This is a genomic window from Micromonospora sp. NPDC007208, from assembly GCF_042869175.1.
Lineage (GTDB): Bacteria > Actinomycetota > Actinomycetes > Mycobacteriales > Micromonosporaceae > Micromonospora > Micromonospora foliorum.
Genome location: NZ_JBIAFG010000014.1, coordinates 93,522 through 113,478, shown reverse-complemented (window position 1 = coordinate 113,478; position 19,957 = coordinate 93,522). Strand labels below are relative to the sequence as shown.

At 71.3% G+C, this 19,957-nt stretch carries 14 protein-coding genes; 6 read left to right on the top strand and 8 right to left on the bottom strand.

Features of this window, described 5'->3' with window-relative positions; translation table 11 throughout:
* Nucleotides 1-15: 15 nt before the first annotated feature.
* Genes ACFYL6_RS24715 through ACFYL6_RS24705 form a run of 3 tightly spaced genes read right to left on the bottom strand, consistent with a single transcriptional unit; the run spans nt 16 to nt 3,204 of the window.
* Nucleotides 16-1,755 (bottom strand): multicopper oxidase family protein, encoded by a 1,740-nt coding sequence (locus ACFYL6_RS24715; protein ID WP_387174598.1) that lies wholly within the window; start codon nt 1,753-1,755, stop codon nt 16-18.
* The gene (locus ACFYL6_RS24710; RefSeq protein ID WP_387174596.1) at nt 1,752-2,204 is read right to left on the bottom strand and encodes a DUF6220 domain-containing protein; all 453 of its coding nucleotides are present in this window, start codon (nt 2,202-2,204) and stop codon (nt 1,752-1,754) included. Before ACFYL6_RS24710 ends, ACFYL6_RS24715 begins: the two co-directional genes overlap by 4 nt.
* Nucleotides 2,205-2,214: 10 nt before the next feature.
* Nucleotides 2,215-3,204 carry a carboxymuconolactone decarboxylase family protein gene (locus tag ACFYL6_RS24705; RefSeq protein WP_387174593.1) on the bottom strand — a complete coding sequence of 330 codons (990 nt, stop codon included), beginning with the start codon at nt 3,202-3,204 and terminating at the stop codon, nt 2,215-2,217.
* Between the two features lie 144 nt (nt 3,205-3,348).
* Here ACFYL6_RS24705 and ACFYL6_RS24700 point away from each other — a divergent pair, with 144 nt between their 5' ends.
* The 4 genes from ACFYL6_RS24700 to ACFYL6_RS24685 all read left to right on the top strand — a co-directional run bounded on the left by ACFYL6_RS24700 (nt 3,349) and on the right by ACFYL6_RS24685 (nt 7,590).
* A complete protein-coding gene (locus ACFYL6_RS24700) occupies nt 3,349-4,479 on the top strand; it encodes a sensor histidine kinase (protein ID WP_387174591.1) in 1,131 nt (376 codons plus the stop codon).
* Between the two features lie 25 nt (nt 4,480-4,504).
* Nucleotides 4,505-5,167: a response regulator gene (locus ACFYL6_RS24695; protein WP_387174589.1), complete on the top strand. Its 663-nt coding sequence runs from the start codon at nt 4,505-4,507 to the stop codon at nt 5,165-5,167.
* 107 nt (nt 5,168-5,274) lie between these two features.
* Nucleotides 5,275-5,988 (top strand): hypothetical protein, encoded by a 714-nt coding sequence (locus ACFYL6_RS24690; RefSeq protein ID WP_387174588.1) that lies wholly within the window; start codon nt 5,275-5,277, stop codon nt 5,986-5,988.
* A gap of 75 nt (nt 5,989-6,063) precedes the next feature.
* Entirely contained in the window at nt 6,064-7,590 is a 1,527-nt protein-coding gene (locus tag ACFYL6_RS24685) for a gluconokinase (RefSeq protein ID WP_387174587.1), read from the top strand.
* Here ACFYL6_RS24685 and ACFYL6_RS24680 read toward each other — a convergent pair.
* From ACFYL6_RS24680 to ACFYL6_RS24665, 4 genes are read right to left on the bottom strand one after another with little or no spacing between them, the layout of a single operon-like run.
* Nucleotides 7,568-8,458 (bottom strand): ABC transporter permease, encoded by an 891-nt coding sequence (locus tag ACFYL6_RS24680; protein ID WP_387174585.1) that lies wholly within the window; start codon nt 8,456-8,458, stop codon nt 7,568-7,570. The genes ACFYL6_RS24685 and ACFYL6_RS24680 overlap by 23 nt on opposite strands.
* The gene (locus ACFYL6_RS24675) at nt 8,458-9,357 is read right to left on the bottom strand and encodes an ABC transporter permease (protein ID WP_387174584.1); all 900 of its coding nucleotides are present in this window, start codon (nt 9,355-9,357) and stop codon (nt 8,458-8,460) included. The genes ACFYL6_RS24680 and ACFYL6_RS24675 overlap by 1 nt, the downstream gene beginning before the upstream one ends.
* Entirely contained in the window at nt 9,354-10,466 is a 1,113-nt protein-coding gene (locus ACFYL6_RS24670; RefSeq protein WP_387174582.1) for an ABC transporter ATP-binding protein, read from the bottom strand. The genes ACFYL6_RS24675 and ACFYL6_RS24670 overlap by 4 nt, the downstream gene beginning before the upstream one ends.
* Nucleotides 10,463-11,683: an extracellular solute-binding protein gene (locus tag ACFYL6_RS24665; protein ID WP_387174580.1), complete on the bottom strand. Its 1,221-nt coding sequence runs from the start codon at nt 11,681-11,683 to the stop codon at nt 10,463-10,465. The genes ACFYL6_RS24670 and ACFYL6_RS24665 overlap by 4 nt, the downstream gene beginning before the upstream one ends.
* Before the next feature lie 185 nt (nt 11,684-11,868).
* On the opposite strand from ACFYL6_RS24665, the gene ACFYL6_RS24660 reads away from it, so the two are divergent.
* A complete protein-coding gene (locus ACFYL6_RS24660) occupies nt 11,869-12,951 on the top strand; it encodes a LacI family DNA-binding transcriptional regulator (RefSeq protein WP_387174578.1) in 1,083 nt (360 codons plus the stop codon).
* Nucleotides 12,952-13,099: 148 nt separating this feature from the next.
* The gene (locus ACFYL6_RS24655) at nt 13,100-16,561 is read left to right on the top strand and encodes an alpha-glucuronidase family glycosyl hydrolase (protein WP_387174576.1); all 3,462 of its coding nucleotides are present in this window, start codon (nt 13,100-13,102) and stop codon (nt 16,559-16,561) included.
* 173 nt (nt 16,562-16,734) lie between these two features.
* On the opposite strand, the gene ACFYL6_RS24650 is transcribed toward ACFYL6_RS24655, so the two are convergent.
* Nucleotides 16,735-19,731, bottom strand: a complete 2,997-nt coding sequence (locus ACFYL6_RS24650; protein ID WP_387174574.1) for a glycoside hydrolase N-terminal domain-containing protein — start codon at nt 19,729-19,731, stop codon at nt 16,735-16,737.
* Nucleotides 19,732-19,957: the final 226 nt, after the last annotated feature.

Sequence of the window (19,957 nt, the reverse complement as noted above, 5' to 3'; positions counted from 1 at the left end):
TACCGGCATCCGCGATCAGGAGTACATGAGATGCAGCGTCATCCCGGCATCGGCGTGCGCCAGGTTGTGGCAGTGGTTGGCCCACATCCCCGGGTTGTCGGCCCGGAACGCCACCTCCCACACCTCGCCCGGGCGCACGTCGAACGAGTCCAGCCAGAGCGGGCTTCCGGCCGCCGGCTCTCCATCGCGGGCCAGCACCAGGACGTGGTGGCCGTGCAGGTGCCACGGGTGCACGATCTGCGACCGGTTGACGATGGTGAACCGCACGACGTCGCCCAGGCGTACGAACTGCGGTGGGATGTCCGGGTCGGCCGCGCCGTTGACGGTGTGGGCGTACCGGGGCAGCAGTCCGTGCAGGTCGAGACCGCGATCGAGAACGAGGGTGAACCTCTTGTCGAACCGGGACCAGGGCACCGGGGCGGTCGCGCCGTAGCCGAGCGGATCGAGCACCGGCCAGGCGCCGGTCACCGTCGACACCGGGCCGGTCGAGTAGACCGCCCGTCCATCGACGAACAGCGCCACCGGGGTCGCCGGCGCGTCGAAGACCACGTCGTAGCGGCCCCCGGCCGGGATCAGCACGGCGGTGTCCACCAGCGACGTCGGGCCCCGCAGGTCGACGCCGTCGATCGCGGTCACCCGGAACGCGGTCCCGGCCAGGGCGTACCGGTGCGTCGTGCTGTCGGTGTTGATCAGCCGCAACCGCACCGGCACGCCGGCCTCGACCTGCTCCACTCTCGGCGCGGGCAACGGACGGCCCGCCAGGGTGTGCACCGGCACCGTGACGTCGAGGCCGGTCACCGGCCCCGGTCGCACCACCAGCACACCGTAGAGACCCATCCGCACGCCGACGTCGGAGGCCGAGTGCGTGTGGTACCAGTACGTCCCGGCCTGGTCGGCGCGGAACCGGTAGACGAACTCCTGCCCGGGCCGCACCGCCGCCTGCGTCACCCCGGGCACCCCGTCCTGGTCGTTCGGCACGTCGTACCCGTGCCAGTGCAGCGTGACGCCGCGCCCGATGTCCCGGTTGCGCAGCGTCACCTCCACGACGTCGCCGACGGTGGCGGTCAACTCCGGTCCGGGTACCTGCGCGTTGAACGCCCACGCCGCGACGTTCCGGCCGCCCGCGTCCACCGTGGCGGTCCCCGCCGTCAGGGTGAACCGCCGGGTGGGTTCGTCGGAGATCCGGGCCGCCGGATAACCATGATCATGCGGTACGGCGGGCGCGGCGTCCGGGGCGACGGTCAGCCCGGTTCCGGTCACCAACGCCGCGCCCGCCACCACGAGGGCCACCCGGGACACCGTCCGGGACGGGCGCGCGCCGAGGGCACGCCCGGAGATCGCCGTTGCCGCGACGACCCCGGCGACCGCGAGCAGCCCCGCCCCCGCCGACGCCGGATAACCGTGCAGGACCGTCACGAGCAGGGCGCTGCTCGTGGCGTACCCGGCGAACAGCAGCGGGACCGCGACGGCCCGGATGTCGCCCGGGGCCCGGAGCAACCGCGGACCGGCCACGCCCACCGCCGCGAGCGCCAGGGGTGCGGCGATGAGGACCTTCTCCGCGGCGAACCACCAGCCGGCGCGGGCGAGGGCGGTGATCGTGATCGCGCGGGCGAGCGTGGCGAGCAGCGCGACGGCCGCCAGGCCCAGTGCGAGCGGGCGGCGCCGCGCGGCGGCAGCGGCGCCACCACCCAGCCAGGCGGCGGCCGCGAGGAGCGCGATCACGAGGTCGGCCGCGAGCAGCGACCCGGTGGTCATGCCGGCTCTCCTTCCCGGGTGACCACCCGAGCGGCGTTGGCCGGCACCGGGACGGCCAGCTTGCGCGCCGCCCGGAGCACGGCGACCACGACGTGCACCGCGATGATTCCGTTGAGCGCGTGCAACCCACCGATGGTCAGGCCGAGCGGGGTGCTGACACCCGACGCGTCGGTGAACGCCTCGGCGAGCATGGCGATGAGCGGCTGGAGGACGACGAGACCGATCGGCAGGACCGCCAGCCCGATGAGCTTCCCCGGCGCCTTCGCGAGCGCGGCGAACAGGGCGGTGAGCACTGTGAGCACCGGGATGACCGCCATGCCGTTGACGCTGTGCAGCGCGTACGCGTCGTCGCCGGCGGGTCTCGTGAACCCGCCCACGGCGGCGAAGACGAACTGCAGGGCGAACGCGACGAGCGACACCGCGCTGATGATGACGAATGCCTTGCGCATGGGTTACCTCCTAGCGGTGCGCCGAGGCGAGGGCCTGGGCGACGTGATCGGTGGCCGTGATCGCCCCGTACGCGACCAACCGCACGAGGTCGGCGTCGGCCGGGTGGGAGAGCCGCCAGAGAGCGACGTCGCCCGGGCTGATCGCGCTGGGCGCGAACGCCGCCAACAACGCGATCCGGGTCCCGATGCGGTCCCTGCCCGGCACGTCCCGGACCAGATCGACGGCCCAGTCCGCGGGCCGGGCCGGAAACCGCCCGTCCTCCCAGCGCACGGTGGCCGTGACGGTCTGGCGCGCCACGTCGCCCAGCAGGTCGCCACCCCGCACGGCGGCGTCCCGCAACGACGCGTAGGCGACGCCCACCGGGCTGTCCCCCGCCCAGGCCGGCGCCGCCGTTACGTCGGCGTCGAGGAGCGGGAGGCTCCGTCCGGGCTCCTTCGGCTCCCGGGCCGCCCTGGCGTAGAGCCGACCCCCGACCGAGCGCACCAGTGGGGAGCGTTGCAGGCCGCCGGGGAGCAGGTCGGGGTCGAGCAACGCCGAGACGACCCGGTTGATGAAGTGGAAGGCGAGCAGGGTGCCGGTGATCTCCGGGCGGTGCGGGCTGGTCCAGTCGGCGGCCCGGGGGCTGCGGCTCGCCTGCGCCCAGTCGACGAGTTGGGCGTGCCGCGGCTCGGGCGGCGTCTCGCCCCGCGCGACGGCCTCGGCCAGCTTCGGTTCGCCCAGCGCGTGCAGCAGCAGCACGTGGGCGTCGACGCAGAACCGACAGCGGTTGGCCCGGGACACCGCGGCCGCGACGAGTTCGCGGTCGACCCGGGGCGCGTCACCGGCGAGCAGCGCCTCCCGCATCAGCGCCCAGGTCCCGGCCAGCACCTCCGGCATGGCCGAGAGCGCCTGGAAGGTCGGCAACGGCCCGAGAAAGTCGTCGCGCAACTGTTGGTAGACGGCGGCGGTGCGGCCGGTGGCCGCCCTCGTCGGCGTGGGGGTGAAGAAGCGGTAAGTCATGGGCTCGATGCTCGTGGCGGCGGGCCGGGAAAGCGTCGTGCCGCCGCAGACACTTGCCGTACCGCCGATACCGCGCCCGTGGTACGCCACAGCTACCACGCGCGCGGGATGCTGCACCGACGACGGCCGCTCTACAGTGCGACCATGCGCCGCGACCTCCCGTACGCCCTCGGCGGCCTCGCCCTCAGCGCCCTCCTGCTCGGCAACGCCGCGCTCACCCCGGACGCCGCGCCGGTCGAGGTGCTCGACATCGCCCTGGTCCTGGCCACGGCGGTGGCCCTGGCGGCGTGCCGGCGCCACCCGGTGGTGGCGCTGGGCGTGGTCACCGTCGCCATGCTGGCCGTCCACCTCCGGGTGCACCCGGGGGTGTCCGCCGCGTTCCCCGTCCTCTGCGCCGTCTACGTCGCCGCCTGGCAGGGGCACCGGTCGGCCGCAGCCGTGGCCAGCCTCGCCTTCCTCGGCGGCTTCCTGGCCCGCGACATCTCGATGGCGCCGCCAGGGCGCCCAGGCCAGCTCGTCGCCGAGCGGACGGCCCTGCTGCTGGGCTGGTTCGTGGCGGCCAACGTGGCCGGACTCGTCGCGCGGCAGCGCCAGGCCTACCTGGAGCAGGTCGAGCAGCGGGCGATCGAGGCCGAACGCACCCGCGAGGAGATGGCGTTGCGCCGGGCCGGGGAGGAGCGCCTGCGCATCGCCCGCGACCTGCACGACTCCCTGACCCACAGCATCTCGGTGATCAAGGTGCAGGCCGGCATCGCCGTGCACCTGGCCCGCAAGCACGGCGAGGAACCGTCAGCCACGCTGCTGGCGATCCAGGAGGCCAGCGGCGCCGCGATGCGCGAACTCCGCACGACCCTCGACGTCCTGCGCGCACCCGACGACGTCGACCGGGTCGGGCTGGCCCGGGTGGACGAGCTGGCCGAGCGGACCCGCGCGGTCGGCGTACCGGTGCAGGTGACCGTCACCGGTCAGCGCTGGGACCTGCCCGACGAGGTCGACCAGGCCGGGTACCGGGTCATCCAGGAGGCCCTCACCAACGTGGCCCGCCACGCCGGCCCCGCGACCGCGCACGTCCAGGTGCGGTACGCCCCGGCGGAGCTGACCGTCGCGGTCACCGACGACGGACAGGCGTCGCCGGCTGAGCCCCTGACCCCGGGCGTGGGCCTGCGCGGCATGCGGGAGCGGGTGAACGCCCTGGGCGGCACGCTGCGGACCGCCGCGCAGGACGACCATGGATTTGCGGTACGGGCCACCTTCCCGCTGGACGGCCGGCGATGACCGCCCACTGCGGGGAGAAGCCGGGATGATCCGGGTGCTGCTCGCCGACGACCAGGCGCTGATGCGAGCCGGCTTCCGGGCACTGCTCGACGCCGAGGACCACCTGGAGGTCGTCGGCGAGGCGACCGACGGCACCTCGGCCGTCCACCTGGCACGGTGTCTGCGCCCGGACGTCGTCCTGATGGACGTGCAGATGCCGGGCCTCGACGGCATCGAGGCCACCCGGCGCATCGCCGCGGATCCCGACCTCGCCGCGATCCGCGTTCTCATCCTCACCAACTACGGGCTCGACTCCTACGTCTTCGCCGCCCTCCGCGCGGGCGCCAGCGGCTTCCTCCTCAAGGACGCCGACCCCGCCGACCTGCTGCACGCCGTCACCGTCGTCGCGCGCGGTGACGCGCTGCTCGCGCCCACCGTCACCCGCACGCTGATCAGTGAGTTCGTGGCCGGCCCGCCGCCGGCCGTGCCGACGGCCGGACGCGACGTGCTGACCGCCCGGGAGCAGGAGATCGTGGAGCTGGTCGCGCGCGGGCTGACCAACGACGAGATCGCCGCGCGCATGGTGATCAGTCCGCTGACCGCCAAGACACACGTCAACCGGGCGATGACGAAGCTGCACTGCCGCGACCGGGCCCAGTTGGTCGTGTGGGCGTACGAGTCGGGCCTGATCACGCCACGTCGACGGTGATCGCGCTCGTCGAGAGCGGAGTCGACGAGCCCCCCTTGGGAACATGAGGGAGGGTCGACGCACTAGCATTGCCGCCGTCCGCGACGGCTCTGCTGAATCGAGGCGACATGCGTTGGCTCCGTCGATTGCTGGGCGGTAGGAAGGTCCAGCTCGACCCGGGACGCCAGCAGGCGCTGCTGCACGACGTCCAGTCCCGGTACGGCCCCCACGCGCGGATCCGGTTCACCGAGCAGGTCGAGGCGCTCACCGGTTCGCTCGACAGCGACGACGGCCTGGTGGTGGCGAGCCGGATCGTGAGTCAGGTCGCCGACGAGGCCCACGTGGACCTTCAGGCCCAGGCCCAGGAGATCCACCGACGGACGGGCCGGCGACTTCTGGTGCACCGCCGCAACTACCGGCCGCTGTGGAAGGAGGCCGGCCCGGCCCTGCGCTGGCCGCTGTTCGCGTTGCCGTGCGGCTTCCACCCGTACGCGCAGGTGGCCGCCGCCGTCACGGTGGTCGGCAACCGGGCGCCCCGGCTCGACCGGGTGACCGACCCGAACCCGCTGGTGACGCGCGTGTTCGAGGTGCTCGACCTCACCACGTCCGGCTGGGAGTACGGCCGGGTGCGAGTGGACACCGACGCCGCCACCCTGGCCGATCGACTGATCGTCAGTGCCGGGAAGGTCCTCGCGGCCATGGACGACCCACCGCGACTGCCGCCCGCGGTCCGTGAGCTGATGCGTCGCAACAACACCGTCGCCGTGCACGATCCGGCCGGCCCACGAGCGGTTGGCGGGATCAACCTGGGCGCGCGGATGCGGGAGGAGTTCCTGGTCTGACCGGGGCGGAGCGCCGCGACGACAACTGCGCGCAACCGCTTGCCGGCCTGCAGAGCGCGGCTCGACCATGTGCGGATGGGGCCGGAGCGTCGGGTGATCGTCGGAGTCGACGTGGGCACCACGGCCGTGCGGGCGACCGCGTTCGCACTGGACGGCACCGCACGGCACGCCGCGACGCGGGAGTGCCCGCTGCTTGAGCCGATGCCCGGCTGGCAGGTGCAGGAGCCGGACGTGCTGGTCGCGGCCACCCTGGCAGCGGTGTCCGAGTGTGTGGCTGGCACCGCCGGGGCGGAGGTGGTCGCCCTCGCGCTGGGTTCCGCCCGGTACGGCCTGATCGGGCTGGACGCGGCGATGACGCCGGTGACGCCGCTGTTGACCCGAGGCGACACGCGGTCGTCGGAGGCGGCCCGTGAGTTGCGGTTGTCCGGCCAGAGCCGGGAGCTGCACCGGTTGTCGGGTACACCCGTGCACCCGATGAACCCGCTCTGCAAGCTCCTGTGGTTCGCCCGCCACGAGCCGTACCTCTGCACGGCGACGCGGTGGTGGATCGGCCTCAAGGACTATCTGGTCCACCGGCTTACCGGGATGTTGGTGACCGAGTTGTCCTCGGCATCCGGCACCGGGATGTTCGACGTGCACCGTCGGGGGTGGAGTCCCGCCGTACTCGATCTCGCCGGGGTGTCCGAGCGTCAGCTGCCCCCGGTCCTGCCCACGACGGCGGTGTTGCGGCTGTCGCCGGCGGCCGGGCGCCCGGTGGGCCTGCCCTCCGGCACACCGGTCGTCGTCGGCGCGGGAGACGGTCCGTTGCGGAGTCTGGGCACGGCGGCGACCGACCCGACCGTCGGTAGCCTGACGCTCGGGGCCACCGGGGCCCTGCGCACGGTCGTCGAGGCTCCCCTCACCGACCCGGTCGACACGTTCTCCTGCGGCGCGTTGACCGACGACGCGTGGGTTGTCGGCAGCGCGGTCAGCAACGGCGGCAACGTCGTACGGTGGGCGGGACGTGTCTTCGGTGACGACAGTGCCGCGCCCGCGCTCCTGGATCTCGCCGAGCGGGTCCCACCGGGCAGCGACGGTCTCGTGATGCTGCCCTACCTGCGGGCCGACGAGGCTCCGCCGCAGCGCTGTGCCCCGCCGGGCGCGTTCCTGGGACTGCGCAGCGAGCACTCGCGCGGCCACCTGGTCCGGGCCGCCGTGGAGGGCGTCTGCCTGCAACTCGCTGGTGTCCGTGACCGGCTGGCCGAGCTGACGCCGATCGGCAGCGTCCGCCTGACCGGCGGCGCGTTCCGGTCTCCGCTGTGGCGCGAGGTGATGGCGGCCGTCCTGGACTGCCCGGTCCGCGTCGTGGGTGCGGCCGACCACGTCACCCTCGGCGCGGCGGCGCTCGGGCTCTTCGCGATCGGCCACACCTCCGATCTCCAGGAGGCGGTCACCCAACTCGATCCCGGGGTCGCCGGCGGCGAGCCCGTAGCGGTCGACCCGGCTCTCGCCGCGGCCTATCGCGGTCTGCGGACGAGGCTGCCCGCGCTCCTCACCGTCGCGGGCCGACTGGGTGAGATCCTCGACGCCGGCGCCGGCCTCAGTGCTCCGGCTCGTCCTTGACCTGGGCCACGAGCTGGGTCGGGTTGACGTAGCGCAGCGCGACGACGAGCAGGACCAGCATCATCGAGGTGTAGATGACCGCCATGGCGTCGACCGACTGCTGGGCTCTGATCCCGGACGCGGACATCGAGTAGTAGAGCGCCACCACCAGGGTCTGCGAGTCGGGCCCCGCGGTCAGGAAGGTCAGCTCGAACATGCCCACGGTCCGCACGAGCACGAGGATCGCGGAGGCGAGGATGCCCGGCACGAGCAGCGGCGTGAGGACCCGGAGGAACACCGTGCGCAGGCCCGCGCCGCACATGCGTGCCGCGCTCTCGATCCGCGGGTCGATCTGCTCGATGAACGGGGTCATGGTCAGGATGACGAACGGCACCGACGGTACGAGGTTGGCGAGCACCACCCCGGACATGTGCCCGGCCAGGCCGAACTTGTAGAGAACTGTCGCCAGCGGGATGCCGTACGTGATCGGCGGCATCAGGATGGGCAGCAGGAAGACGAGGAAGATCAGTCGTTTGCCGGGGAACGAGCGCCGCGCGAGGGCGTAGGCGGCCGGCACGCCGATCACCAGCGAGAGGCCCACGACGAGGACGGAGACCTCCAGTGTCACGACGATGACCTGCAGGAGCGCGAACTCCTCCCAGGCCCGCACGTACCAGTCGGTGGTGTAGCCGTCCGGGAGCCAGGTGTCGAACCACCGCCGGCCGAACGAGCTGACCAGCACGGACGCCACCACGCCGAGCAGGTTGAGGAAGAAGAAGATGACGACGCCCCACACGACCCAGGCGGCCGGCCGCGCGGCGATGCGCCGCCGCCGGTCGGTGCTGGTGGCGGGGGGCCGCGCCGGTGGGGCCTGGGTCGTCGTTGCCATCAGCCCTTGCCTCCGGTGGAGCCGGTGTAGAAACGGCCACGAGCGGCCAGCACCACCGCGATGATGACCAGCTCGACGAAGCCCATGATCATGGCGATCGCCGACGCGTACGGGTAGTCGTACTGCTCGTACGCCGCCTGGTAGGCGGCGAGGGAGATGACCCGGGTCTCACCCGCCGGGTTGCCGACCAGCACCGCCGACGGGAACACGCTGAACGCCAGCACGAACGTCAGGCAGAAGGTCGTGGCGAGACCGGGCATCAGCAGCGGCAGGGTGATCCGGGTGAACCGACGACGCCAGTCCGCGCCCAGCGTGGCGGCCGCCCGTTCCAGGGTCGGGTCGATGCCGGACAGGTACGAGAGCACCAGCAGGAACGCGAACGGAAAACCGGTGATCACCAGCGAGAAGAACACGCCCCAGTAGTTGTGGGTCAGTCGCACCGGCTCGTCGACGAGGTGGGTGGCCAGCAGGATCCGGTTGAACCAGCCGGTCGGGCCGAGGAAGTTCAGCAGCCCCTGTGCGGTGAGGACGGTGCCGAGCGTGATCGGCACGACCAGCAGCGTGGTGACCAGTCGCTTGCCCCGAAACCGGCCGCGCATCCGGTAGGCGATCGGCACCGCGGCGAGGACGTTCAGGAGCGCGGCGGGCAACGCGATCCGCAGCGTGATCCAGATCGTGCCCCGCTCGTAGGAGTCGGAGAAGAACCGGGCGTAGTCGCTGAACGGCCCGCCCCTGGTCGGCTGGAACGAGAGCGTCAGCCCGTAGAAGAACGGGTAGAGGAACAGGGCGATGACGAACACCAGGGCCGGGACCAGCAACCAGAGCTGACGGTCGACGCCCCGCTCGGCGAGACGGTGCCGCCAGTGCGTCAGTGGCCTTCCGGGCCCGGCGCCGCTCACCGCGCCGCCCCCGAGGCGTCCGGTTGGCGGTCGGTCGCCGCCGACGTGTCGGCGGGATAGACGAGCAGCCGCTGCGGGTCCACGGCGAGCTTGACCTGGTCGCCCGGTGCGATCCGCTGCTCGGTCCGCAGGTGCAACAGCAGCCCGGTGTCGGTGCGGGCCTCGGCCGCCAACTCGCGGCCCTGGTACTCCACCACCTCGACGGTCGCCGACATGGCGTTGCGGGTCTCGCCGGGCCCGTCGACGCGGATGTCCTCGGGGCGTACCGCGACCACCGCCTCCGCCCCGGTCCGCAGGCTCCCCACCACCTCGCCGAGCAGGCGGTGGCCGGACGACCCCACGGTGGCCCGGGCGTCGTCCACCTGCTCCACCCGCCCCCGCCACAGGTTGCGGTAGCCCATGAAGTCGGCGACGTGCCAGTTCGCCGGTCGGGTGTGCAGCTCGCGCGGCGAGCCGATCTGCTGCACCCGCCCCTCCCGCAGCACCACCAGCCGGTCGGCCAGGGAGAGCGCCTCCTCCTGGTCGTGGGTCACGTAGACGGTGGTGAGGCCCAGCGACTGGTGCAGCCGGCGGATCTCGGTCCGCATCTCCAGGCGCAGCTTGGCGTCGAGGTTGCTCAACGGCTCGTCCATCAACACCAGGGACGGCTCGAACACGACGGCGCGGGCGATGGCGACGCGCTGCTGCTGGCCACCCGAGAGCTGACCGGGCAACTTGTCGACGTGGTCCTCCAGTCGCACCAGCCGCACCGCCTCCTCCGTACGCCGGCGCGTCTCCTCCTTGGGCAGCCGCCGCATCCGCAGCCCGAAGGCGATGTTCGCCCGGACCGTCAGGTGCGGGAAGAGGGCGTAGCTCTGGAACACCATGCCGAAGCCGCGCCGCTCCGGTGGCAGCGTGTCGATGCGGCGCCCGTCCTGCCAGATGCTTCCTGCCGTCAACGGCAGCAGCCCGGCCAGGCAGTTCAACGCCGTCGACTTGCCGCAGCCGGACGGGCCGAGCAGGGCGATGAACTCCCCCGCCTCGATCGTCAGGTCCAGCTCGGTGAGCGCGGCCTGGCCGCCGAACCGGCGGGACACCCCGTCCAGCCGCAGCTGGGTGAAGGCGCTCATCCCTGCTTGACCTTGCCGCCGCCGATCTCGCGGTCCCAGCGGCTGAATGCCGCCACCAGGCTCTTCGCGTCGAGCGGAACCTCGGTCGGGTTCCCGGCGATCAGCGCGTCGTACTCGGGGCGACCGAACTCCCGGATCGCGTCCTGGCTCTTCTGCGGCGCCGACGAGAGCTGGACCTCCTTGATCGCCGGACCCGGGTAGAAGTAACCCTCGTCGTACGCCTTCGCCTGCTGTTCGGGGGTGAGCATGAACGCCAGCAGGGCCAGCACCGCGGCCTGGGTGTCGGTCGACACGCCCTTGGGCAGGACGGCGTAGTGCGCGTCGGTGACCCAGTGGAAGCCGTCGATGGGGGTGATCCTGGCCTCCTTGGGCACCGTGCCGAGCACTCGCGGGTTGATGTCCCAGCCGGTCGTGCTGACGATCAGGTGCGCGGTGCCGTTGGCGAGGTTCTTCATCGTCTCGGTGGTGCCGGACGGGTAGTAGTCGACGTACTGGCCCAACTCCTTGAGGAAGGCCCACGTCTTGTCCCAGCCCGCGGTGGGGTCCTTGGGGTTGGAATCACCCAGGATGTAGGGCAGACCCATCAGGAACGTCCGGCCCGGGCCGGAGTTGGCCGGGCGGGCGTACTGGAACTTCCTGGGGTTGGCTCTGGCCCAAGCGAGCAGCGCGTCCGCGCTGGTGGGTGGCGTCGCCAGGCGGGCCGGCAGATATTCGAGCAGCGGACCGGACGGGTAGTAGGTGACGGTGACGCCCGCGTTGCCGGCGAGCTTCTGCATCGCGGCGGCCGGCTCCAGGTAGTTGCCCATCCCGCCGAGGCGGTCCTGGAAGGTCGGCAACACGTCGATCCAGAGCCCCTGCTCGATCCCGGCGGCCAGACCGTCGACGCCGGTCAGCACGAGACCGATGTCCACCCGGTCCGCCCCCTGCTGGGCCTTGATCTTTCCGGCCAGCTCGGGCGCCGGTGCCTTCGAGTAGGTCACCCGGGAGATCACGTCGGGGTTCTTCGAGACGAACTCGTCGATCATCCCCTGGGTCAGCTGGAGGTTGCCCGCCACGTCGAGGACGTTGAGCGTGACGGCCTTGCCGGGCCGCTGTGGCACCTCGCCGGTGCTGTCGCCCGTGGAGTCGCCGGGCGCCTCGGGTGCCCCGCACCCGACCGCGCCCACCAGGAGCGACGATGCCGTGACCAGGAGAGCGCCGCGCCGCGAGATACCCATGAGCCGTTCCCTCCGCCAGGTGCCATCCCCGCTGATTCAGACAGCCGGTGCGCGGCGGTGGCAACGGGTTGCCATGTATTGCCTCGCGCGAATGCGATCGGGCCACCGGATTGTTGCGGGGGCATTGCCGAGTATTCACGGCCGCCATAGCATGATCACGGCGCGTAGCCGGGAGGAGCATGCAGATGCCCGACCACACCAGGCCGCCGGGACAACGAGTCACGATCTACGACGTCGCCCTGGAGGCCGACGTCTCACCGTCCACGGTGTCCCGCGCCTTCTCCCGGCCGAGTCGCGTCAACTCCGAGACCGCCGAACGGATCCGGCAGGTCGCCGAGCGGTTGGGCTACCGGACCAACCCCCTCGCCCGCGCCCTCACCACGTCCCGCAGCCAGATGATCGCGCTGGTCATCGCCGACATCACCAACCCGGTGTACGCGGAGATCGTGCGCGGCGCCCAGGAGGCGGCGACGGACGGCGAGTACACCACGGTGCTGATCGACGCCCAGGAGTCCGACCGGCTGGAACGGGCGGCGGTCGAACGCACCATGTCGACAGTCGACGGCATCGTGCTGGCCAGCAGCAGGATGTCCGACTCGGCCATCCGGATGGTCGCCAAGCAGCGGCCGGTGGTGGTCCTCAACCGCGCTCTCGCCGACGTGCCCTGCGTCGTCACGGACAACCCCCGCGGGGTGCGGCGGGCCGCCGAGCACCTCGGCGAGCTGGGGCACGACCACATCACCTACGTCGCGGGGCCGCAGGCGTCCTGGCCCAACGGCATCCGCTGGCGGTCGCTGCTCGAGGCCGGCATGGAGCTGGAGATCAAGGTTCGCCAGATCGGACCGTTCAGTCCCACCATGGCGGGCGGTGAGCGGGCCGCGCAGGAGCTGTGTGCGCGTCCCGCGACGGCGGTCCTCGCCTTCAACGACCAGATGGCCATCGGGATCATCCGCGGCCTCAGCCGGATGGGCGTCAACGTTCCGGGCGACGTCAGCGTCGTGGGTTTCGACAACATCCTCGCGGCCGACATCGTCACACCCGGGCTCACCACCGTCGCGGCACCGCTCTACGCGGAAGGCTCGGCCGCTACCCGGCACCTGCTCACGATGATCGGAGGGGCGCCCGGGCACACCGGCCGGCCGATGGTCCTGCCGGTACGCCTCGTGGTCCGCGACTCGACGGCGGCGCGCAACCCGAGCCCCGGTCGGGCCCGACCACCGTGGGTACGGCAGCGGCCCGTTCCCGGCCCGGCGGCCCACCTGCTGTGAGGTCGCCCGGCCCCCGCGACAAGAAACGACAACTCGTTGCCGAGGCGGAGCCACCCCGGACAGGATCGACGCACATCCATCCATCGACGTCGTCGCGCTCGCGGGACGGGCCGAACGGCGTCCCCCGCGGACGAACGAGGAGATGGCGATGAACCGAGCTTCGGTGCCCCGGCTACGGCGAACGCTCATCGTGCTGGGCACGGCACTCGCCACCGTCGCGGCCACCCTCACGGTCGCCACCACCACGCCGGTCGCCGCGGCCCCGTCGCCCGACGACTACAACGGCTCCGACCTGTGGCTGCGGTACGTGCCGGTCGACGACGCGAAGCTGCTGCGCGACTACCGCCGAGCGGCCACCGCGATCGTGGTCGAGAATGCCGACGCCACGAAGGTGCACCGACACACGACGGACCTCGCCATGGAGCCCGGTTCCACCGAGAAGCTCGTCGAGACCACGCTGGGCGCGGCCCGGGACGAACTGGTACGCGGCCTGGGCGGGCTGCTCGGTCAGCCGACACCCGTGGCGACGCTCGACGGCGGCACGGTCCCGGACGGCGCGGTCGTGGTGGGCACACCGACGAGTTCCCCGCTGGTGGGCCGCACCATCGCCGCCCGTGACCTGGCCCGGGTGGGCGACGAGGGCTACCTCGTCCGTTCGGTGTCGAAGGGCAAAGCACGGTTCACCGTCATCGCCGGCAACACCGACCTCGGCGCGCTGTACGGCACCTTCGCCTTCCTCCGGCTCCTGCAGACCCAGAAACCCATCGACCACCTCCGCGTCGCGGAGTCACCGAAGATCAAGCATCGGTTGCTGAACAACTGGGAAACCGAGCGTCTCTACGCGGGCAACAACGCCTCCGGGCTGGGCGGGCTGAACGGGGAGAGCGGGGCGATCTTCAACTTCGCCGCGACCGGGGCCAGCGCCGGCCGGAACCTGCCCGTCATCCTCGACCGCTACCTCGTGATGGCCCGTGCGCTGGCGTCGCTGGGCATCAACGGCATCACCATCAACAACGTCAACGCCGACAACGCGTACCTGACGAGCGTCCGCATCGCGCAGGAGGCCGCCCTCGCCGACGCGCTGCGGCCGTACGGCATCAGGTTGGGCCTGTCGATCCGCTACACCGCGCCCACCGACAGTCGGTTCGCGCCGGACACGCTGACCAACAGCCAGCTCGACCCGTACGGCGCGGACTTCCGGGGCTGGTGGCACCGCCGGGCCCAGCAGATCCAGGCCGCGATCCCGGACTTCATGGGCCTCACCGTCAAGGCCAACTCCGAGGGCCAGCCGGGGCCACAGGACTTCGGGTACGACCACGGTGACGGCGCCAACGCCATCGCCGCCGCGGTGGCGCCGCTCGGGATGACCGTGCACTGGCGGACGTTCGTCTACAACGCCGAGGTCGACAACGACCGGCTCAAGCGGGCCTACCTGGAGTTCGGGCCGATCGACGACGAGGTCCAGCCGGACGGCAGCCGGGGACGCTTCGCCGACAACGTGTTCCTGCAGACCAAGAACGGGCCACTGGACTTCCAGGCCCGGGAGCCCATCCACCCGATGTTCGGCCGGATGGAGAACACCAACCAGGCCCTGGAACTCCAAATCACGCAGGAGTACACCGGCCAGAACTGGATGCTTGCCTACCTCGGCCCGATGTACGAGGAGATCCTCAAGACCGACACGTACGCGACCGACGCGAACGGAAAGCTGCTCACGGAGCGCCTGGTCGGCGACATCGTCGACGGGACCGCCCAGCACCACCCGGACACCGCCATCGTGGGGGTCGCCAACCTCGGCAACGCCGACAACCTGACCGGGCACCACTTCGCCCAGGCGAACCTCTTCGCCTTCGGACGCCAGGCGTGGGACTGGACGCTCGACTCCGCGGACATCGCGACCGACTGGACGCGGATGACCTGGAGCAACGAACGGCGGGTCGTCGACACCATCCGCAGGATGATGATGGGCTCGTGGGAGTCGCTGGTCAGCTACCAGACGCCGCTGGGCATCGGCCACCAGTTCGCCGAGGGCGCCCACTACCGTCCCGACCCGGCCGACTGGGCCGGCCGCGACGACTGGAGCCCGATCTACTACAACAAGGCCGACAGCGTCGGTCTGGGCTTCGACCGCTCCCCCACCGGCAGCAACCTGGCCGCCCAGTACTTCCCCCGCTTGCGGCAGCGCTACGGGAACATCGACTCGGTCCCGGAGAACCTGCTGATGTGGTTCCACCACGTGCCGTGGGGCCATCGGATGGACAGCGGTCGGACGTTCTGGAAGGAACTGGTCTACCGCTACCAGATGGGCGTGCAGTACGTGACCTGGATGCGGGAGACCTGGGACGCGCTGCAGCCCGACATCGACGCACGCCGGTTCGCGGAGGTACGCGCCAAGCTGGCGGTGCACGAGGCGGACGCCGCCGACTGGCGGGACACCTCGGTGAACTACTGGAAGGAGTTCAGCGGGCGGGACATCCCGGTCGACGACGCGCCACTGTCGGCGACGATCGTCGTGAACGGGAAGACGTTCGGCGGCTTCAACCTGTCGGACACCTCGTACACCATCCCCGTGCCGGCCGGGGCGTCGCCGACCATCACCAAGGTGCGGACGGCCGACCGGAAGGCCCGCTACGAGGTCATCTCCCAGGCGGCCGACGTACCCGGCCAGGCGGTCGTCAAGGTCACGACGGAGAGTTTCTTCGGCCCCCTGGTGAAGAACTACGTCTTCAACCTGGTGCCGGACACGACGCTGACGGCCCTGCGGGTCGACGGCAGGCGCCTGACGTCGTTCGCGCCGACTGTGCTGCGCTACAACGCCCTCGCGCCGGCCGGCACCACGACCGTGCCGACGGTCACCGCCAGCGCCGCCGACCGCAGGGCCTCGGTAGCGGTCGAGCAGGCCACCAGCCCCACCGGGCAGGCTCGGGTCACCGTCACCAACGGCGGTGCCTCGTCGGTCTACACCGTGGACCTGAACACCACCATCACCGGCAGCGACGAGTTCGACTCGGCCCACCTCGGCCCACAGTGGCAGTGGGTCCGGCCGGACGAGAGCAGCCGGCGTCTGGCCGACGGATCCCTGGTCGTCACCGCGCGGCAGGGCGACCTTCAGGGCAACACCAACACCGCGAGGAACCTGGCCCTCCAGGACGTCGACGGCGACTGGACGGCCGAGTCCAGGGTCGTCTTCTCCCGCCCACTCAGCACGAACAACGAGCAGGGCGGTGTGCTCGGGTACGCGGACGACGACAACTACGTGAAGCTCGCCTGGGAGATGAGCAACGCGACCGCGGCCGTCAACAAGGCCCGGATCGTCTTCCTGCGCGAACAGAACGGCACGGCGTCGACGCTGGAGATCACCGGTGCCGACGCCCAGCGGATCGTCGGGGCCGACGGCGCCATCTGGCTGCGACTGACCAAGATCGGGGACACCTACCGCGCCTACTACTCCAACGACGGAAGCGTCTACCGCTACATCGGCTCCACGACGCTGAACGTCGAGCCGACGAAGGCCGGGCTGCTGGCCTTCAACCGGGCCGGCACCTCCACCGACCTCGACGTCGCCTTCGACTACTTCCGGATCGAGAGCCGCGGGGAGCGCATCCGCTGAGCATGGGCGTTGGCTGGCCCGGCATGTCGATGTGCTGTTGAGCGGTATACCTCAGAGTCATATTCATACCTCTGAGGTATACCGCTCGATACCGCGTCCGCCCCGAGCGAGGCGACCGACGGTCACCACCGACCGCCGGCTGCGCCCACAACCCCAGCCAGGATCCGGTGCCGTCAGCCCCCGATCGCGACGGCGAAGATGTGCATGGTTGGCACGTTCGTGGCGGGCCGGGCGCTGATGTTGGGCAACACGACCGAGGCCACCGCCTTGCTCTGCAGCGCGACACCCACGTAGTAGATGCAGGCGGCGGTGGCCTGGCGGCCGTTGTTTGGCCGGTTCTGGTACGCGGACACGATGGCCGCCGTTCCCCCGGATTGCGGCCCGCCGTACCAGTCGGGGCTGCTCAACGTGAACGTCTGGCGGGTGCCGTCGGCGTAGACCACCGTGCCGGTCCCCGACACCGCGCCGTAGGTGCCGGTCAGCAGGAAGCCGAGCGTGCTGCCGGTGCCGGTCACCCCGATGGTCTGACCCGAGGCGATGGCGTTGTCGGCGGCCCCGGAGCTGACGTTGGGCCAGCGGAAGTTGACCCCGTTGCGGCTCACCGTGCCGCCCGGGCTGGCGCCGGCCTGCGCCAGGGCCTGCGCGGAGAGCGAGGCCCCGCCGCCGTCGAAGTTCCCGACGTTTGTGTTGCTGTCGCTGGTGATGCCGACGTTGCTGAAGCTCTGCTCCAGCGTCGGCGTGGTGGCGCCGGAACTCGTGACCCGGTAGGTGCGCCCGGCCTGCACGGTGACGTCGATCAGGTCGGACTCGATCCGGGTGGTCCGGGCCGCCGTACCGTCGGCGGTGTCGACCACCGTGACGGTGCCGGTCAGGATCCGGGAGCGCAGGCGGACGGTGCCGGCGCGGTCCGGTCGGATGAGGATCTCGGTGGCCAGACCGCTCGCCCAGGTGATGCTGACCGTGTGCCCGCCCCGACCGCGCAGGCCGGTCACCCGTCCGCTCGGCCAGGCCGGCGGCAGCGCGGGCAGGACGTGCAGCTCCCCGGTGTGGCTCTGCAACAGCATCTCGGCGATGCCGGCGGTGGCGCCGAAGTTGCCGTCGATCTGGAACGGCGGGTGCAGGTCGAACATGTTGGGCGCGAGCCGGGCGGTGGTGGCGAGGTAGCGGATCAGGTCATGAGCCCGCTTGCCCTCCTCCATCCGAGCCCAGAAGTTGATTTTCCAGGCCAACGACCAGCCCGTGCCGTCGTCGCCGCGCAGCGCCAGGGTCCGCCGGGCCGCCTCGAACAGCTGCGGGGTGCCGCGCTTGGTGATCTGGTTGCTGGGGGCCAGCCCGTACAGGTGCGAGATGTGCCGGTGGTTGGGCTCGGTCTCCACCCAGTCGTAGAGCCACTCCATGATGTTGCCGCGCGAGCCGATCTTCATGGGCGGGAGCCGGTCCCGGGTAGCGCGAACCTGCGCCCGGAAGGTGCTGTCCACGTCGAGGATCTCGCTCGCCCGGGCGCACGCGTCGAACAGGTCCCGCAGGATCTGGTTGTCCATGGTGGGACCGGCGCACACGCTGGCGTTCGCGTGGTGGCTCAGCTCCGGCGAGTTCGACGGGTTGGTCACCAGGTAACCGAGGGTCGGCTCGGTCACCAGGGTGTTGAGGAAGAACTGCGCCGCGCCCTTCATGGCCGGGTAGTTCGCCCGCAGGAACTCGATGTCGCCGTTGAACAGGTAGTGGTCCCAGATCAACGTGGACAGCCAGGCGCCGCCGGTCTGCCACATGCCCCAGAACGCGCCGTCCACCACCGCGGTGGCCCGCCACGCGTCGGTGTTGTGGTGGGTGACCCAGCCACCGGCGCCGTACTGCACCTGGGCGGTCCGCGCCCCGGTGACGGCGAGGTCTCGGACCATGTCGAAGACCGGACCGTGGCACTCGGCCAGGTTGGTGGTGTTGGCCGGCCAGTAGTTCATCGGCAGGTTGGCGTTGATCGTGTACTTCGAGTCCCACGCCGGAGCCAGCGAGTCGTTCCAGATGCCCTGGAGGTTGGCCGGCTGAGTGCCGGGCCGCGACGACGAGATCAGCAGGTACCGGCCGTACTGGAACAGCAGTGTGGAGAACTGCGGGTCGTTGACGGTGTTGTGCTGGGCGATCCGGACGTCCGTCGTCTGGTCGGCCGCGGACGTGCGGCCCAGATCGAGCGTGACCCGGCCGAACAGCGCCTGGTAGTCGGCCACGTGCCGGCTGCGCAGCTGGTCGTAGCTGCTGGCGCGCGCGGCGGTGAGTCGCTGCCGGGCGATGCCCTGGTAGTCGCCGCCGACGTTGCGGTAGTTGACGTAGCTGGAGCCGATGGAGATCAGCAGGACCACGCTGTTGGCGTTGGTCACCCGCAGGGTCCCGCCGGAGCTGGACACGCTGCCACCGCTGACGGTCGCGTTGGCCAGGGCGAGGAAGCGGACCGCGCCGGTGACGCCCTCCATGTTTCCGGAGACGCCGTCGAGGCCGATGGTGGTGCCGTCCGGGCTGGACACCGTGGTGCGCTGCGGGCTGTCGAAGGTGGCGGTGAAACTGATCGAGCCGGTCCGGTCGGCGGTCAGTCGCATCGCGATGACCTGATCCGGCGCGCTGGCGAACACCTCCCGCTGGTGACGCACACCGTTCAGCACGTACGACGTGGTGACGGTGGCGGTGGTGAGGTCGAGCGTCCGGTCGTACTGGGACGCTCCGCTGGCGGATCCGAAGGCGAGCCGGAGGTTACCCACGGTCTGGTAGGCCAGCTGGCCGCCGGGGTTGCCCATCATGGTCTGGTTGATCAGATCCTGGGCCTGGGTCCACTGGTTCGCGTTGACCAGCCGCCGGATCTCCGCGAGCGCTCCCGCGCCTCGGGGGTTGCTGGGATCGTGCGGGCCACCGGCCCAGACGGTGTCCTCGTTGAGCTGAAGTCGCTCGGCGTCGACGTTGCCGAAGACCATGGCCCCGAGCCGGCCATTGCCGATCGGCAGCGCCCGCAGCCAGTCGGTGCCGGCTCCCTCGTCGTACCAGAGCGCGAGGTCCCCGGCGGCCAACACCTGCGGCGGTGCCACCGAGTCCGCCCGCGCCGTGGCGGTCCACGGCACCGGCAGGAGAGCGCCGCCCGCGCCGGCTGCGCCGATCTTGAGGGCTTGCCGTCGGGTCAGGTCTGACATCGATCCTCCAAACGGTGACCAGTCCGGCCACCCCGAAGCGTGACAACTATGGGACTCGACATGGGGATCCGCTTGGTGGGGCCAACCGGGACCCCGCCGGAGCAGGCCGACGCAGGCCTTGGCGAGCCAGACATCTGATGTGTTTCGGGAAGGTTACTCCGGGGCCACAGAATAGGCAACGGTCGATCGAAGGGTGGGCGCGATGCCCCTCCGGCCGGTCAGCAAG

What these genes read in the sequence shown, in the direction of transcription:
- ACFYL6_RS24705 (WP_387174593.1), bottom strand. Translation starts at nt 3,204, where the DNA reads ATGACTTACCGCTTCTTCACCCCCACGCCGACGAGGGCGGCCACCGGC.
- ACFYL6_RS24700 (WP_387174591.1), top strand. Translation starts at nt 3,349, where the DNA reads ATGCGCCGCGACCTCCCGTACGCCCTCGGCGGCCTCGCCCTCAGCGCC.
- ACFYL6_RS24680 (WP_387174585.1), bottom strand. Translation starts at nt 8,458, where the DNA reads ATGGCAACGACGACCCAGGCCCCACCGGCGCGGCCCCCCGCCACCAGC.
- ACFYL6_RS24685 (WP_387174587.1), top strand. Translation starts at nt 6,064, where the DNA reads ATGGGGCCGGAGCGTCGGGTGATCGTCGGAGTCGACGTGGGCACCACG.
- ACFYL6_RS24695 (WP_387174589.1), top strand. Translation starts at nt 4,505, where the DNA reads ATGATCCGGGTGCTGCTCGCCGACGACCAGGCGCTGATGCGAGCCGGC.
- ACFYL6_RS24655 (WP_387174576.1), top strand. Translation starts at nt 13,100, where the DNA reads ATGAACCGAGCTTCGGTGCCCCGGCTACGGCGAACGCTCATCGTGCTG.
- ACFYL6_RS24670 (WP_387174582.1), bottom strand. Translation starts at nt 10,466, where the DNA reads ATGAGCGCCTTCACCCAGCTGCGGCTGGACGGGGTGTCCCGCCGGTTC.
- ACFYL6_RS24650 (WP_387174574.1), bottom strand. Translation starts at nt 19,731, where the DNA reads ATGTCAGACCTGACCCGACGGCAAGCCCTCAAGATCGGCGCAGCCGGC.
- ACFYL6_RS24660 (WP_387174578.1), top strand. Translation starts at nt 11,869, where the DNA reads ATGCCCGACCACACCAGGCCGCCGGGACAACGAGTCACGATCTACGAC.
- ACFYL6_RS24715 (WP_387174598.1), bottom strand. Translation starts at nt 1,755, where the DNA reads ATGACCACCGGGTCGCTGCTCGCGGCCGACCTCGTGATCGCGCTCCTC.
- ACFYL6_RS24690 (WP_387174588.1), top strand. Translation starts at nt 5,275, where the DNA reads ATGCGTTGGCTCCGTCGATTGCTGGGCGGTAGGAAGGTCCAGCTCGAC.
- ACFYL6_RS24710 (WP_387174596.1), bottom strand. Translation starts at nt 2,204, where the DNA reads ATGCGCAAGGCATTCGTCATCATCAGCGCGGTGTCGCTCGTCGCGTTC.
- ACFYL6_RS24665 (WP_387174580.1), bottom strand. Translation starts at nt 11,683, where the DNA reads ATGGGTATCTCGCGGCGCGGCGCTCTCCTGGTCACGGCATCGTCGCTC.